General features: G+C 73.9%; 11 protein-coding genes. 2 read left to right on the top strand and 9 right to left on the bottom strand.

The genetic code is table 11. The annotated features are described in order from the left end of the window. Positions 1 to 21: 21 nt before the first annotated feature. Complete coding sequence (locus HNR61_RS00605) at positions 22 to 930, top strand: LysR family transcriptional regulator (protein ID WP_182841146.1); 909 nt, start codon at positions 22 to 24, stop codon at positions 928 to 930. A gap of 8 nt (positions 931 to 938) precedes the next feature. On the opposite strand, the gene HNR61_RS00600 is transcribed toward HNR61_RS00605, so the two are convergent. Both HNR61_RS00600 and HNR61_RS00595 read right to left on the bottom strand, forming a co-directional pair. Next, positions 939 to 1,346: a (deoxy)nucleoside triphosphate pyrophosphohydrolase gene (locus HNR61_RS00600; RefSeq protein WP_182841145.1), complete on the bottom strand. Its 408-nt coding sequence runs from the start codon at positions 1,344 to 1,346 to the stop codon at positions 939 to 941. A 42-nt stretch (positions 1,347 to 1,388) separates the two neighbouring features. Continuing rightward, positions 1,389 to 2,183, bottom strand: a complete 795-nt coding sequence (locus HNR61_RS00595; RefSeq protein WP_182841144.1) for a Mut7-C RNAse domain-containing protein — start codon at positions 2,181 to 2,183, stop codon at positions 1,389 to 1,391. Positions 2,184 to 2,248: 65 nt separating this feature from the next. On the opposite strand from HNR61_RS00595, the gene HNR61_RS00590 reads away from it, so the two are divergent. Beyond that, positions 2,249 to 2,659 carry a YkvA family protein gene (locus tag HNR61_RS00590; RefSeq protein WP_220508840.1) on the top strand — a complete coding sequence of 137 codons (411 nt, stop codon included), beginning with the start codon at positions 2,249 to 2,251 and terminating at the stop codon, positions 2,657 to 2,659. A gap of 2 nt (positions 2,660 to 2,661) precedes the next feature. On the opposite strand, the gene HNR61_RS00585 is transcribed toward HNR61_RS00590, so the two are convergent. From HNR61_RS00585 to HNR61_RS00555, 7 genes are all read right to left on the bottom strand, one after another. Next, complete coding sequence (locus HNR61_RS00585) at positions 2,662 to 3,729, bottom strand: C40 family peptidase (protein WP_182841142.1); 1,068 nt, start codon at positions 3,727 to 3,729, stop codon at positions 2,662 to 2,664. Then, positions 3,726 to 4,373: a hypothetical protein gene (locus tag HNR61_RS00580; RefSeq protein WP_182841141.1), complete on the bottom strand. Its 648-nt coding sequence runs from the start codon at positions 4,371 to 4,373 to the stop codon at positions 3,726 to 3,728. The genes HNR61_RS00585 and HNR61_RS00580 overlap by 4 nt, the downstream gene beginning before the upstream one ends. Next, positions 4,373 to 6,709, bottom strand: a complete 2,337-nt coding sequence (locus HNR61_RS00575) for a type IV secretion system protein (RefSeq protein ID WP_182841140.1) — start codon at positions 6,707 to 6,709, stop codon at positions 4,373 to 4,375. Before HNR61_RS00575 ends, HNR61_RS00580 begins: the two co-directional genes overlap by 1 nt. After that, a complete protein-coding gene (locus HNR61_RS00570) occupies positions 6,706 to 9,204 on the bottom strand; it encodes an ATP-binding protein (protein ID WP_182841139.1) in 2,499 nt (832 codons plus the stop codon). Before HNR61_RS00570 ends, HNR61_RS00575 begins: the two co-directional genes overlap by 4 nt. 180 nt (positions 9,205 to 9,384) lie before the next feature. After that, positions 9,385 to 13,083 (bottom strand): TcpE family conjugal transfer membrane protein, encoded by a 3,699-nt coding sequence (locus tag HNR61_RS48990; RefSeq protein WP_182841138.1) that lies wholly within the window; start codon positions 13,081 to 13,083, stop codon positions 9,385 to 9,387. 60 nt (positions 13,084 to 13,143) lie between these two features. Beyond that, the gene (locus tag HNR61_RS00560) at positions 13,144 to 13,428 is read right to left on the bottom strand and encodes a hypothetical protein (RefSeq protein ID WP_067818187.1); all 285 of its coding nucleotides are present in this window, start codon (positions 13,426 to 13,428) and stop codon (positions 13,144 to 13,146) included. 71 nt (positions 13,429 to 13,499) lie between these two features. Beyond that, entirely contained in the window at positions 13,500 to 14,516 is a 1,017-nt protein-coding gene (locus HNR61_RS00555) for a conjugal transfer protein (RefSeq protein WP_182841137.1), read from the bottom strand. Positions 14,517 to 14,909 lie beyond the last annotated feature (393 nt).

Here is a 14,909-nt window from a genome sequence, read left to right as displayed (position 1 = left end):
GGGGATTTATGCTCGGGAGACATGGATCTCGACGTGCTCCCCGACGGCGTCGAACTGCGCCATCTGCGGGCGTTCCTGGCGGTCGCGGAGGAGGGCGGGTTCAGCCACGCGGCGGCGCGGCTGCGGACCGGGCAGCCGACGCTGACCCGGTCGGTCCGGGCGCTGGAGGATGCCCTGGGCGCGCGGCTGTTCGACCGCACCACGCGGAGGGTCGGGCTCACCGGCGCGGGACGGCGGCTGCGCGACGACCTGGCCGCGCTGCTGCCCCGCCTCGGCGAGGCCCTGCGCGCGCCGTGCCGGGGAACGGTGCTGCGGCTCGGGTTCACCTGGACGCTGCCCGACGGGTGGGCCGAGATCGTCACCGCGTTCCGGGACGGGACCGGCGCGGGGGTCCGCCTGGTCCGCCGGGACGCGCCGCTGGCCGGGCTCGACACCGGCGACTGCGACGTGGCCGTGCTGCGCGGCGAGCACGCCGCCCGCGCGCCCGGCCTGGACGTACGCGTCCTGCGCGCCGAGGAGCGCGTCGCCGCCGTTCCCCGCCGCGCCCTCCCGGGGAGCGACCTGACCCGCCGCCGCGTCCTGGACTGGGCCGAGCTCGCCGACCACCCGCTGGTCGTCAACACCCTCACCGGCTCCACCGGCCCCGGGCTGTGGCCCGCCGGACGCCGCCCGCGCGTGCGCTGCACCGCCGACAACATGGACGAGTGGATCGAGGCCATCGCGGCGGGGCACGGCGTCGGCGTCGCGACGGAGGCGGTGCGCCGCTACTCGCACCCGGACGTGCGGTACGTGCGGTTGAGGAACGCGCCGCCGGTCCCGCTCGTGGTCGCCGTCCCGCGCGCGCAGCCGCATCCGCTGGCCGTGAGGTTCGTGGAGCACCTGGCCGGAAGGCCGTGCCCCGGGGAGGCGACGGCCGCTCAGCCCGGGTAGGAGGCCGCTCAGCTCAGATAGGACGCGATCGCCTCGACCACCGGCAGGTCCCCGGGCAGCCACTCCACGTCGTACAGCTCGTCCGCGCCCAGCCACCGCAGCGCGATGTGCTCCAGCGCCTTCGGCTCGCCCTCCACCAGGCGCGCCGTCCACACGCGCAGCACGCCGCTGAGCGCCAGCGGCCAGTCCCCGCCGACCCGGTCGCCCAGCTCGATCTTCACGCCCAGTTCCTCGGCGCACTCGCGGACCAGCGCGTCCTCGTCGCGCTCGCCCGGATCGACCTTGCCGCCGGGGAACTCCCAGCCCCCGGCCAGCTCCGGCGGCTCGGCCCGCTGGGCGGCCAGCAGCCGCCCGTCCGAAATGATCGCAGCCCCTACAACGATGGTGATCGCAACCAGCCCCTTTCTTCCCGCCATGATGCCGGGCGGGGCGTCCGGCGCGCACCGGATGGTCGCGGTCTACGGCGTTCCGGACGCGCCCGTGGAGGTTGGGACGCCGCCCGCGGCCGAACCGTTCCGCGCGGCGGCCACGGTCCGCAGCGCCTCCTGGACGATCCCCTCCAGGCGGTCGCCGTGCGCGCCGCGCCAGTACACCTGGCCGCAGTCGGCGCACCTGCCGTAGACGTCGTAGTTGTCGCGGGTGCCGTGCTCCAGCTCGGCCGCGACGGCGGTCTTGTCCACGCTCGCCAGCACCCCGTTGCAGGCGGTGCAGCGCGTCCACGGCGACAGCTCCGGCGCGAACCGCTCCAGCAGGTCCCGCAGCTGGTCGTCGGGGCGGGAGCTGCGCACGTGCGCGCCCAGCCACAGCGCCCGCCGCCGCAGCAGCCCCCGGTCCTGGGTGAGCAGGACCCGGCGTTCGGCGTTGGCCTGCACGACCAGCGACGGGTCGTCCATGTCGTTGTGGTAGGCGGTGTCCAGGCCGAGCAGCCGCATCCGCCGCGCGAGCGTGCCCAGGTGGACGTCCAGCAGGAACCGCGGCGCGGTCTGGCCCGGCTCCAGCGGAACGGGCTGCGGCCGCGGCATCGGCTCCACCCGGACCCGTTCCCCGGCGGCGGGCTGGTGCGACGGCTCGGCGGGCGCGCCGTCCACCGTCACTGGCCCGACCTCCGGCAGCGGGATGCCGAGCGACTCGATGACGTGTCCCAGCGTCGAGGTCCCGTCCCACGCGACCCGCTGCTCGGGGCGCCGCCGCGAGGCGGGCAGGAACAGCAGCAGTTCGGGGGCGATTTCGAGGTGAAGGTCCGAGTCGTCCACGCCGCCAGCATGCCATGCCCGGTCCGGCGGTCTCCGCCCATTTACGGCCGTGCGACCCTGGAGGAGTGCGCGACTGGCTGGTCTGGATCGGCACGGCGGCGGCCGTGGTGGTGGCGTCGTGGGGCGTCCTGGTGCTGCTGGCGCGACGGCTCCCGCCGGGGCTGGCGCGCGATCTGGCGGCGTTTCTGCCCGACTGCGCGACGGCCGTGCGGCGGCTCCGCAAGGACCCGCGGGTGCCCCGCCGCGCCAAGGTGGCGGTGGTCGTCGCGGGGCTGTGGGTGGCGTCGCCGATCGACCTGATCCCCGAGTTCCTGCCGGTCATCGGGCCGCTGGACGACGTGGTCGTGGTCGCGCTGGCGCTGCGCTACGCCGCCCGGCAGGTGCCGCGCGAGGTGCTGCTGGCGGCCTGGCCGGGCGAGACGCGCCTCGTCGAACGGCTGCTGGGCCCGCCGCGCCGGGACCGGCCGGCGGGCTGAGATCAGCCGGCGGGCTGCTGGGCCGTCAGCTGCTCCAGGCGCTTCTTCAGCGCCGGGTTGGCCAGCGGCCGGGTCACGCCGATCCAGTCGGACCGCTTGTAGGGGGTCACGGTGATCGCCGGACGGCACCGGCTGCACCGCGCGACGATCATCTTGTTGTCGGCGATGACCATGCCGACATGGCCGGGACTGTCGGCCCGCGTTCCCGGGCCGGAGTTGAAGAACACCAGGTCGCCGGCCTGCTCCTGGCCCTTGGGGATCTTCTTGCCGAACGGCCACTGCTCGAACGTCGTGCGCGGGATGCCCAGCCCCACGGTCCGGTAGGCCGCCTGGATCAGGCTGGAGCAGTCCCAGGCGTCGGGCCCGTTGGCGCCGAACACGTACGGCTTGCCGCGCTGCGCCATCGCGAACGAGATGATCCGCTGCACGACGCCGCCGACGTTGGCGGGCAGCTCGTCGTCGGAGCACTCGACGCCGTTGGACTGCACGACGTTGAACTCCCCGGCGGCGTACCGCTTGGCCCACGACAGCACCAGGTTCACGTAGTCCCACGAGTGGTTGTACATGAACAGCGCGGTCCGCATCCGCTGCGGGGCGCCGTTGTGCTTGAGGTAGCGGGCGGCCGAGGGGATCGCGTCCTCGGGGTTGTAGCGGTCCTTCTTCTTGTCGTTGTTGCCGTCCACGGCGAACGCCTTGAACGTCGCCTCCAGGAACTGCATCGGCCCGCCCGCGCCCGCGTAGTTCTCGCCGCTGGACACGCCGGGCAGCTTGGAGGTGCCGTGGCTGGTCTCGACCTTCCCGATCCCGGCCAGCACGTTCCACGGGATGCCGTAGTCCTCGCCCGCCTTCTTGTACAGCTCCAGGTAGTTGGCGGGGATCGACCGCGCGTCGGCGGCCTCGCCGGGCTGCGCGCCCGCCTTGGAGGTGTCCACGCAGCCGCCGCTGCCCGCCCCTCCCCCGCCGAACATGAACTGGCTGGCCCCGAACAGCACCGGCACGACCAGCAGCGCCACGAACAGCGCGGCGGCCCCGCCCAGGGCGATCACCGCCAGAAGGTGACGGCGGTTCATCCCGTGTCGCCCTCCTGTCCCGCGTCGGCCGGTTCGAACGCGTACACCCGCAGCGCCCCGCCGTTGCGGGCGACCGTGACGGCGTACTGCTCGCTCTCGTCGCTCTGCCCGCCGCCCTTGGTGACGCGGGTCTTGCCGGTCACCAGGAAGACGATCGAGTTGTTCTCGATGGTGCGGACCCGGTCCAGGGTCGCCGATCCCACCGAGACCAGCTGCTGCCGGCGGCGTTCGTCCTGCACGCCGGGGGCGGCCTCGCCGCGTTCCAGCTCGGTGCGCATCTCGTCGGTGACCAGCGGCGCGAGCCGCCCGACGTAGACCTTGGGGTCCTCGTCGAAGCGGCGCGTGCCGTAGGCGGCGACGAACCGCTGCGCCACGTCGGCGGCGGTGCCGAACTCCCGCTGCGTGAACGGCAGCAGCCGGTAGATGTCGAACGCCTCGGGGCTGATCGTGCTGGTGATGCCCGGCGGCGGCGACACCGGCCCGGTGGGGCCGGTCGCGGCGCCGGGCGCGGACGCCGTGGGACTCGGTGACGGGCGGTCGGCCTCACCGGAGGGCGCGGCGACGGTCAGGTAGACGCCGAGGCCGGTCAGCGCCACCACCAGCCCGCCGAACAGGAGTTTGCGCTGGCGATCGGTCGGGTTCATTACTCGCCGCGCTCTCGCTCACCCGAGGTCTCGTCCGCGGGCCGCAGCCAGAACGGGATCGGCGGGCCCTCGTCGCCCCCCCGCTTGCCCCACAGCGGCGGGGGCGCGGGACGGGACGACGGGGCGGCGCCGGCGCCGCCCCGGGGCCGGGGAACGCCGCCGCTCGGGTCCTTGGGCCTGGGCTCGGCGGGCTTGGCGGGCTTGGCGGGCGTCGGCCTGGGCGCGGCCGGCTTGGGCGCGGGGGCCCTGCCGGACGTCCCCGGCGAGCGGCCGCCGGACAGCCGGCCGCCGGACCCGCCGGAGGGGGCGCCCTCCGCGCCGCCGCGCCCGGTCCGGCCGGCGGGCTGCGAGGAGCCGCCGGAGGAGCCGTTGCCGCCGGTGACACCGCCGCCGCCCTTGCCCGTCCAGCTCGTGGGACGCGGCGTCCCGCCGGTGGAGCCGCCCGTCCGGCCCGCGCCGCCCGTCACCGCGCCGGCCGTGACGCCGTTGCCGCCGCCCGAACGCGCCGCCTCGGCGGGCGTCCCGGCCCGCGACGGCAGGTTCAGCGGGGGCGCGCCGCGGCGCGGACGGCTCTGCGCCGTGCCCGCCGAACGCGGCCTGGCCGCCAGCACCGGGGCGGCGTCCGGCGAGGCGCCCTTGTCCGCGCCGACGGCGCCGCGCCGCTCCACGCCCGCCCCGGCCGCCGTGACGTCGGCGCGGCCGGTGGTGTCGGACTCGGCGGACGCGCCGCGGCGTCCGAGCCGCTGCGCCACGGCCGCGCCCGGCGTGAGCGCCGCCGCGCCGACCGTCGTGGTGCTCTTGCGGGCCTCGACGATCGACTTCTCCAGCTGCGTCTCGCTCTTGTCGCGCGCGCCGACCGCCGAGTACCCGACGGCCGAGAACAGGTGCTGGAACGGCTTGCGGTAGATGAACGCCGCGAACGTCACCAGCGCGATCAGCAGGATCTGCAGGCCCCACGGCAGCGTCTCGCCGAGGATCAGCCCGTACGCCCACAGCAGCAGCGACAGCACGCCGATCAGCGCGGCCTGTTTGAGCAGCATCGACAGCAGCAGCTCCAGCCACCGCACCGCGATGACGCGGCCGATGCCGGGGTGGATGCCGATGCCCAGGAAGATCGGCCCGGCCACCAGCAGCAGCAGGAACGCGATCTTCACGACGATCAGCGCGATCGCGATCACCATGATGAGCAGGCCCGCGACCAGCGCCGCGAACAGCCCGCCGAACGCCACCGCCAGCCGCGACGTCCAGTTCTTGCCCTGGAACAGCGGGTAGACCCCGGCGTGGTTCTCCTTGATGTCGGCGGCGACCGCCTTGTAGGCGTCGGCCTTCTTGGCCAGGTCGACCTTCTGGCCGCCGTAGGTCTCGGGCAGGTCCACCGCCTGCGACCACAGCAGCTTGTCGGCGTTGTCGCGCACGACCTTGGCGTTGGGGTCGGTGGTGCCGAACTCGCCCATCAGCCACGGCTTGCAGACCAGCGCGACCCACAGGCCGTTGGCGTTGCGGGTGGTCGGGTCCACCTCCGGCGCGGTCGACGGATCGGGTTTGCCGTCGGCGCGCGGGATGCACGTGCCGCCCTTGGCGTCGCTCTGCGGCAGCGCGGCGTTGAACGCGGCGCTGGTCGCGCTCGACACCTTCGTGCCGAGCGTGGTGAAGTCGGCGGGCCGGGCGATCAGCCAGATCAGCGCGACCATCGCCGCGACCATCCAGATCACGCCCTCGGTGACCTTGCTGGCGCGTTTGCGGACCAGGCCCCACCAGGCCAGCCACAGCGCGCCGAGGATCACCACCCACGACCAGTAGCGGGCGTTGAACGTCTTGCCGATGCCGGTGATGACGTCGTCGACGGTCGTCTTCAGCCAGCCCAGCAGCGATTCGGACGCCGCCGCCTGGTACACGCTGATCGTCGTGCGGTCGATGGCGCGCACCAGCGTGAACGTGGTGTTGGCCAGGGCGTTGCCCATCATCGCCATGGCGTCGGAGCAGCCCATGTCGACCGCGTACCACGACTGCCCGGCGGTGCCGTACCGGTCGTAGTAGGTGAGCTTGTCGGCCGGGGTGGCCTTGAGCTTGTCGTCGGGGTGGTCCGGCGGCTTGATCAGGCCGTCGGTGCCCGACCCGTACTGCTCGGGCGCGGGGTTGTCGGCGGGGCGGCACGGGTCGCCGCCGAACGGCCCGGCCCCCGCCATCGGGGACAGGCCCACGAACAGCAGCGCCGCGACGAGCGTGACCAGCGTCGCGCGCAGCCCTCGCCGGCGGCCGCGCCGCCGCCGCAGGTTCAACCCCTCCCCCGGCGAACGCTGGACGTCCAGCCTGGGAGAACGACGGGGACCTTTCATCGACGGACCTCCTCGACCTCGGCCCCCGCGGTCAGTTCGGCCGACTCCGGGCGGGACCGGGTCGGGTTGGTGTCCAGCCAACGCCGCAGCTCCTCCGAGATGAGATCCACGCCGATCCGGCCCGCGCGGCCGTCCAGGTCGCGGAAGATGCACTCTCCGTTGCCGAGGTTGCGCAGCACCGCCTTGTGCTCGTCGGACGCCTCGACGCCCAGCAGCGACAGCACGTTGCCGACCTCGACCCGCTCGGAGGAGCGGAAGGAGAACACCGACGACAGGCAGTTGGTCACCTGCTCGTTCAGGAGGTCCCCGGCGTTCTGCGACACCAGGATCAGCGCGGTGTTGCGGGAACGCCCCATCCGGGAGACCTCGGGGACCAGCTTCGCCCCCTCGGGCGTGGAGGTGATCGCCCACGCCTCGTCCAGGAAGATCGCCTTGGGCAGCCGCCGGTCCAGGCCGTGCATGAGCCGCCGCGCGAACTGCGACACCAGGTACATCAACGCCACCGACAGGCGCTGCTCGTAGGAGTAGTCCTCCCGGTTGATCGACACGTCGGGGAGGGTGAGGCCGCCGAGGGTGAACACGGTGGTCCAGCCCGCCGAGTCGATGCGCTCGCCGCCGGAGGGGTCGAAGCACAGCCGCGCCAGGCGCATCTCCGACATCGACCGCAGCACCGCGCCGAGGTTCTTGGAGGCCGGGTCCTCGGACGCCTCCAGATGGTCGACGACCTTGCCCAGGGAGGGCTTGTCGGCGTTGGCGACCGCGCCGACCGCCTGGATCATCGCCGACTCGCGCTCCTCCGACATGCGCGGCAGCAGCAGCCGCAGCGTCTCGGTCGCCATCGTCTTCTTGGCGGCCAGGTCGTCGCCGAACGAGAACGGGTCCAGCAGGCCCGGCGCGGCCGAACCCAGCGGCAGGATGCGGGCCTTGCGGCCGCGCGCCCGCAGCAGCTCGACCAGCGACTCGGCGTCGCCCTTGGGGTCGATCGCCGCGATCGTCACGCCACGCAGCGCCATCTGGTAGATCAGCAGCAGCGCGAGCGTGGTCTTGCCGCCGCCGGGCTCGCCGGTGATGGCGACGGCGGTGGGGCGGTTGCGGGCGGCGGCGACCAGCGGGTCGAAGTGGACGATGGAGCGGGCGCGGCCCAGGGTCTCGCCGATGTAGGGGCCGACCCAGCCCTCGCCGTTCTCGTCGGGCCGGTCGCCGAGGTCGACGGTCGCGACGGGCATGCCGCCCGCGATCGTGCGGAGCGGCTGGCGCTGGGCGTAGGCGTTCAGCCTGATGCGGTCGCCGGGCAGCGACTCGCAGAACAGGGAGAACTGGTCGCCGGTGGAGTTCACCACGTCGATGCCGATGTCGCGGTAGTGCTCGACGACGGCGTCCACGCGCTGGGCCAGCAGCTCGGCGGTGGGCGCGGCGACGATCAGGCGGTGCCAGCCGTACACGAACGGGAGGCGCTCCTTGGTGATGCCGTGCTCCAGCATCCGCGCCGCGTCGATCTGCTCGGCCAGCGCCAGCGGCGCCTCCGCGCCCGCCTCGCGGATGTGCTGGTCCATGTCGCGGGCGTGGGCGAGCTTGCGGGAGACGTCCTTGGACGCCTTCGCGGGCGGGATCAGCTTCATCCGGGAGCTGATCTCGACGGGGAACGGCAGCGCGTCGGCGTAGTGGAACCACGGCTCCCCGTCGGGGAACGGCATCATGTCGGGGAACCGCGCGAACGACAGGTACGCCACGTACGACTGCGCGGTGGCGCCGCCGCCCGCGCCGGTGAAGTTGGGCTGCTCGACGTGCAGGTAGGACCGGCCGTTGTGGATCGCCCCCTCGACCAGCGCCTCGATCTCGCCCTTGCCCCAGGTGCGGCGCGCCACCGCCGACGGCGGCGGGTCGGCCAGCGACGCGGTCACCGCGTGCTGGAACAGCCACGCCACCTCGGTCGAGGTGGCGTGCCGGGCGTACAGGGCCGATCCGCCCAGTGCCCGCCCGACGCGTTCGGCCTGCTCGGTCCAGCGGGCGATCTCCCGTTTGTCGATCGCGTCGTCGTCGATGCCGAGGGCCTGCTCGCTGCGCTTGTAGAAGCCGAGCAACTGCGCGATCGCGCCGCCCGAAAGCTGCGCGCCCATGCCGCGCGGGCCGAGCCGCACGCCGAGGTAGACCTCCTTGGTCCAGAAGTCCTTGGCCCAGACGTGCGCGTAGCTCTCCTCCAGGTACTCGCGCCAGCCGGAGCCGCCGTCGGAGGTCTTGTCGAGCGCCAGCGCCCAGTCGGCGGCGGGGTAGGTGCGGTGCGCGATCCGCAGGTGGATCTCGGCGTCCTGCATGCGGATGCCGGCGAGCGCGATGGTGATGTTGGTGGCGAGGGCCTCGCGCTCCTCGCCGGTGGTGAACTCGTACGACACGGTCGGCAGCCGGAAGTAGGCCCAGGCGGCGTTGTCGGTGAGCAGCACCCGGTCGTCGAAGTACCGCACCGCGAGGCGGCTGGACCTCGTCCTGCCCCTGCTCATCGGCCCGCCTCCGGTCGCGGGCCCCCCGCGTTCCCCGGTACGGCGCTCATCGCCCCGCCTCCACCCGGCGACCGGCGGCCGCACGCGCCGCCGCTCGTCGCCCCGGCCGCGAGCGCCCTCTCCGCTCGCCGGGATCGCTCCGCTCGCGGGTCGGTCCAGCCGGCGCGCGTCCGCTGGCGATCATCGAGTGGCCTCCTGCTCCTGCTGAAGCTCCTGGTAACGCTCGGGCACGACGGTGAACCCGCCGGCGACCACACCGGCGAGGGCAAGATAGGCACGCCGCGTCGGCGCCCGCAACGACTTCAGCTCGTTGCGCGGCGCGCGGTCCATGCTGAGATGATCGTCCCACGGGATGCGCACCAGCGCGCGGCAACGGCCCCGTGCGACCGCCTCGGCTTGTTCAACATCATCCATGCTGCGGCGGCTGACACCGTTGATCACGGTCACCGCGCGCGACCGCAGGTCGGCGTACCCGTGCCCGTCGAGCCACTCGAACGTCATCGCCACCGCGCGGGGCGCGTCCCCGCTGGCCGGTGCGACGAGGACGAGGTGGTCGGCGTACGGCAGCACCCGCGCGACGATCGCCGCCGCCGTGTCCAGCAGCGTCACCGAGTAGAACCGGTCGAGCGTGCGGACGGCCAGGGCGTAGTCGCGGTCGTCGAGCGCCTGGAGCGGGTTCTTCCCGGCCGCGATGACGTCGAGCCCGGACTTGGCCTGCGAGGTGTAGCGGCGCATGGCCGTCAGGCTGTTGATCTGGTCGGCGCGGGTGATGAGCCCGGTGAGGGTCTCGTTGGTCTCGCTCCTGGTGCGCCGGGCCAGGGCGCCCGGCCCGGGGTTGACGTCCACGGCGACGACCGGCTCCCCGTTGTGCTGGGCGAACGTGTGCCCGAGCATCAGCGTGGTCACGGTCTGGCCCGCGCCGCCGGTGCATCCGAGCACCACGATGTGCCGGGTGCCGTGGAAGGGCTGCTGGAGCCGCATCTCGTACTCGGCGTCGGCCTCGCTGTGCCCGCCGACCGCGTGGATGAGCCGGCGCAGCCCGCCGCCGGTGACCTCGTGCTCGGGGTCGGGCGGCGTGATCGCGGGCTCGGACGGCGGCGGGGACGGGGGCGGCGGCAGCGGCCGGGGCCGCGGCGGCTGCTTCACCGGCTGCGCGGGCCCGGAGCGCCCCTCCCGCGGCGGAACCTCCGCCTGGTCGCCGGACTCGGGCGGCTCCATGGAGGGGTGGTGGTGCTCCGGCTGGGTGGGCAGCCGGTGCCCGCCGCTGTCGCCCTCGGCGCGCGGCTCGGGGACGGGCGGCCACACCATGGCGTCGGTGCGGGCGGGCTTGGGCGGCTTGGCCAGCCCCTCGGACCAGGGCTTGGGGGCCTTGGGCTGCTGGTCCTGCTGCTGGCCCTGCTGCCCGGCGTTCGGGTCGGTGTTCGGGTCGGCGCCGCGCTTGCGTCCGGCGGGGTGCCGCCCGATGGGCCGGCCGGTGGCGTTCTGCCCGGGAGGCGGCGGCGCGGCGGGCGGCAGCCCTCCGGCCGCGGGCTGCTCCGGTCGCGGGATCTCGGGCCGGGTGGGCTCGCCCCCGCCCTGCTTCCCGAAGGCCCCGGGGACCATGGGGATGTCGGGCCGGGTGGGCGCGGGCGGCCGGACGTCGCCGCCCTGCTGAGGCCGCTGCGGGATGTCGGGCCGCGTGGACGCGGGCGGCCGTCCGCCTCCGGCGACCCGCCGGTCCCCGGCCGGGGGCACCCGCCCCTGGGCGTCCCCCTCCTGCACGCCGTCCCCCTGCGCGGCAGCGGGCGGAGGCGCGGCGGGCTGCTCAGAGCGCTGCGGGATGTCGAACCGCGTGGCGTTCACATCACTCCGCTGCGCACCCTCCTCCGGCCGACCGCCCGGCTGCGGCACCTCGGAACGCGCGGCATCCGCCGAAGCTCCGGCCACCCGCCGGTCCCCCACCGACGGCGCGGCAGGCTGCCCGGAACGCTCCGGAACATCGGAACCCGCGGCATCCGCCGGGACACCGGCCTGCGCGGCGGGCTGCTGAGCAGATCGCGGAGCGTCGGGACGCGTGGCGCTGGATCCACCGGGCTGCGACGCACCAGGACTCGCGGCGTCGGCCGGAACCCCGGCCACCTGCGAGTCACCCGGCTGCGACTCACCCTGCGCGGCGCCCTCACGCTCGGCGGACTGCGGACCCTCGGAACGCGCCACATCCGCCGCCGACGGCGCGGCGGGCTGCTCGGAACGCTGCGGAACGTCGGGACGCGTGGCGTCCGCTCCGGTCGGCTGCGACTCGCCCTGCGCGAAGCGCTCCCGTGCGGCGGGCTGCATGGGCTGCGGGACCTCGGAACGCGCGACATCCGCCGGAGCTCCGGCCACGCGCTGGTCCTCCTGCGACGGCGCAGCAGGCTGCTCGGAACGCTGCGGGATGTCGAACCGCGTGGCATCCGCTCCCGCCGGCTGCGGCTCGCCTTGTGCAGCAGGCCGCTGCGTAGGCTGCGGAACCTCCGCACGCGCCACATCCGCCGGGGCACCAGCCACGCGCTGCTCCTGCGACGGCGCAGCAGACTGCTCGGAACGTTGCGGAACGTCGGAAGGCGTGGCGTCCGCCGGAACCCCTGCCGCCTGCGGGCCGCCGGGCTGCGACTCGCCCTGCGCGGTGGGCTGCGGGATCTCGGGGCTCGTGGCGTCCGCCGGGGTTCCGGTCGTCTGCGGGGCGTCCTGCTCGGTGCTCTCGGGCGCGGCGGGCCGCGGGAGTTCGGGGCGTGCGGTGTTCGGTCCGGTCGGCTGGGCGCTCTTCTCCGGCGGATCGCTCGGCTGCGGGTTGCGGTGGCCCGCCACCTTCACGTCGCCGGGTTCGCCGTTGAACTCCGGCTCCGGGGCGTCGGGCGCGGTGTCGGACGGTTGCTGCGGGATGTCCGGGCGGGTGACCGGGGGCGGGGTGGTCGCCGGCGCCTCGGGGGCGGGTTCCTGCCCGGACGGGGCGACGGCCTTCCAGAAGTCCACCGAGCCTCCGGGGCGACGCACGCCCGATGCGAACGCCCGCTTGCCCGTGCCCGTGGAACCGCCCTGCGCGGGCTGCTCGAACCGCGGCGTCGCGGGCGGGTGCTGGAGGTCGGCCTCCGGCCGCGCGGCGGGAACCGCCGGATCGGGGGTGGGGCCGTACGGGCTCTCCGCGGTGAAGGAGCCGGCCGCCTCGGGCTCGGCGAGGCGCGCGCCGCGTCGCCACGGCATGCCGCGCCGCTTGTCCTCGTGCTCCGGCGTCACCTCGGCGTGCGCGGTCTGGGGTGCGGGGGCGGTGCGCTCGCGGGCGACGTGGACGTTCGTGCTCGTGCCCTCGAACGCCACGTGCTCGGCCGCGTACTCCGTCAGCGGGCGGGGGGCCGACGCCGTCGCCGGGGACGGGGCGAGACGGCCCGCTCCCTGCGGGACGGGGGTCTCCTCCACCAGCGCGGCGGCCTTCTTCTTGCGGCGGGCCTTCTTCTCCGCCTTCTCCGCTTTCTCCGCCTTGGGAACGGCCACCGGCTCGGCGCGGCGCCAGACCCGGGCCACCACCACGACCTCGCGGGGCTCCCGGATCGGGGTCAGGCGGCACCAGGTGCGCGGTTCGGCGAGGTAGCGGTACTGGGAGAGCAGCAGCTCGGTCAGGCGTTTGCCCTCGATGACCGGGCGGGTGGCCAGCCAGGTCAGGATGCCCGGCGGAACGATGTACAGCACGTGCCACGGGGTGGCGAACGGGATGCCCACCACCCTCAGCAGCACGATCCACGGCACGAACACACCCGCGAACACGCCGATCTGCACGAGCGGCAAGGGCATCGGGAGTCGCAGGTCGTACAGCTTGTACAGCCGCTTCTCGATGCGCCAGATGTTCGTGTACGTGGGTAGATCCACGCCCCTACTCCCCTAACCGTGCGAGCACAGTGTCGCCTCGGGAACCGCCGCGTCCGCCGGTCAGCTCAGTTCCACTCCGAGCGCCTTGGCGATCGCCTTGGCCGTGGTCTCGATGATGTTGGGCACGTAGAACACCACCCCGATACCGACCGCCAGCAGGATGAACTGCACGAAGCGGGTGATCTCGCGGGTGAAGAGAAAGAAGATCGCCACGATGGAGACGATCACCAGGAACAGCGGCCCGAAGATGCCGCGCAGCCAGTCGGCCAGCTGGTCGGTCTTCAGGTCGTCGTTCGGCGCCGCCAGAACCTCGTGGGGAATCGACGCCATGATGTGGTGCAGCATCGACGGTTACCTTCCTGGGTCGCGGGGTGGTGCGGGGGGTGCGCCCCGGTGTGCTGTCACGTCGCGACCTCTCATGTTGCGTTGGGCTCGGTGGTGCCGCGGATGTCCTTCACGTACCAGGTGCCGCCCTTCCTGACCATGTCCAGCCGGTAGTCCTGCTCCAGGGTGCCACCGGCGGCGCCGCCCGGGATCTGCCAGGCGACGGTGACGGTGACGGTCCGCTGGTCCGCCGCGCCCCGGGGGGCGACGACCTGCTGGACCGACGTGGGGGTGTAGGTCACCGCTCCGCCGAGACCCTGGATCGCGGGTCCGGCGGAGAACCGGGCGAGCGTCTCCTGGTTGCCCTGGGCGTAGGCCTCGAAGAACGAGCCGAGCGCCGTCTTGAGCTCGTTCTCCAGGGCCTCGTCGCGCTCGCGGACACCCGGCTGCGGGAGGGTCGCCCGGGCGGGCTGGGGAAGCAGGGCGGGCTTGCCGGAGACGACGAGCGCGCCCTTGTCGGCGTACACCGGGACGGCGAGGCGGTACCACTTGTCGCCGCCGTGCGCCAGGACGGTGACGGTCGCGTTGTGCGCGTCGTGGACCTGGACGCCCGCCATCTGGACGGACTGGACCGAGAGCTGCCCGGCGCCGTTCCAGCCGAACTGTCCGTCGGCGCCCTCGGGCAGGAACTGCCGGAGCTGGTTCTCGCGGGCTCCGGCGTTCTTCTGGTCGTAGTTGAGGTAGACGTGCGCGAACCGCGTCGCGAACGCTCCGGCCTCGCCGGTGGGGAAGGCCGCCGCGGCGGTGGCGGTGGTGCCGCCGGAGGACGGCCCGGAGTCGGCGGTGAAGCGTTCGAACGGGGCGCGGATGCCGTTGACGAGGATGACCAGCAGCACCGACCAGAGGATGGCGCGGCCGATCCACACCCACACGCGGCCCCCGGAGCCGCCCCAGCGGCCGCCGCCCCGGCCCCGGCGGCGTCCCTGCTCGGGCTCGTCCCACCGGCGGCCCTGGTCGGGCGCGTCCCACGGGTCGAGGGCGCGGTCGCCCGCCGCCTCCTCGACCACGGCGGTGTCACGGCCGTGCTCCACGGCCGACCTGCGAGCCATCCTGCCTCCGCTCGCGCCTCCGCCCCCGGTCGGCGCGGTGATGTCCGGTGTGCTGTCTGCTGCCTACCTGTGGTCCTTCCGAACCCATCTCGGGCCCAGCGTAACCACGAGCGTCAATTGTTCCAGCGCATCGCGCCCAAGCACAGTCCCGGCACGCGGTTGTGGATAATGCAATCCACCTCGGTGGGAACAGGGAAGATTGCCAAACGGTGACGATCCAGTACCCGAGCCGCCGAAGGGTGCGCGCGGGGTGTCCCACCACAAGCGCGGCGGAGTGGGCGGTGTTTGGTCACCGTCTCACGGGGTGGCACGGAATTTCTTGCCCAAGAACCCGACACTCTGCCCCATTCGTTACATTCTGTTACATACACCGCAACATACGGGCGTTTCCGC

Source organism: Actinomadura kijaniata (assembly GCF_014138665.1).
Classification (GTDB): Bacteria; Actinomycetota; Actinomycetes; order Streptosporangiales; family Streptosporangiaceae; genus Spirillospora; species Spirillospora kijaniata.
Note: the sequence above shows the minus strand (reverse complement) of the source record. Positions and strands in the feature narration are given on the sequence as shown.

Coding starts and splice junctions, on each gene's coding strand:
- HNR61_RS00605 (WP_182841146.1), top strand. CDS start 22: ATGGATCTCGACGTGCTCCCCGACGGCGTCGAACTGCGCCATCTGCGG.
- HNR61_RS00600 (WP_182841145.1), bottom strand. CDS start 1,346: ATGGCGGGAAGAAAGGGGCTGGTTGCGATCACCATCGTTGTAGGGGCT.
- HNR61_RS00585 (WP_182841142.1), bottom strand. CDS start 3,729: ATGAACCGCCGTCACCTTCTGGCGGTGATCGCCCTGGGCGGGGCCGCC.
- HNR61_RS00580 (WP_182841141.1), bottom strand. CDS start 4,373: ATGAACCCGACCGATCGCCAGCGCAAACTCCTGTTCGGCGGGCTGGTG.
- HNR61_RS00575 (WP_182841140.1), bottom strand. CDS start 6,709: ATGAAAGGTCCCCGTCGTTCTCCCAGGCTGGACGTCCAGCGTTCGCCG.
- HNR61_RS00570 (WP_182841139.1), bottom strand. CDS start 9,204: ATGAGCAGGGGCAGGACGAGGTCCAGCCGCCTCGCGGTGCGGTACTTC.
- HNR61_RS00560 (WP_067818187.1), bottom strand. CDS start 13,428: ATGCTGCACCACATCATGGCGTCGATTCCCCACGAGGTTCTGGCGGCG.
- HNR61_RS00555 (WP_182841137.1), bottom strand. CDS start 14,516: ATGGCTCGCAGGTCGGCCGTGGAGCACGGCCGTGACACCGCCGTGGTC.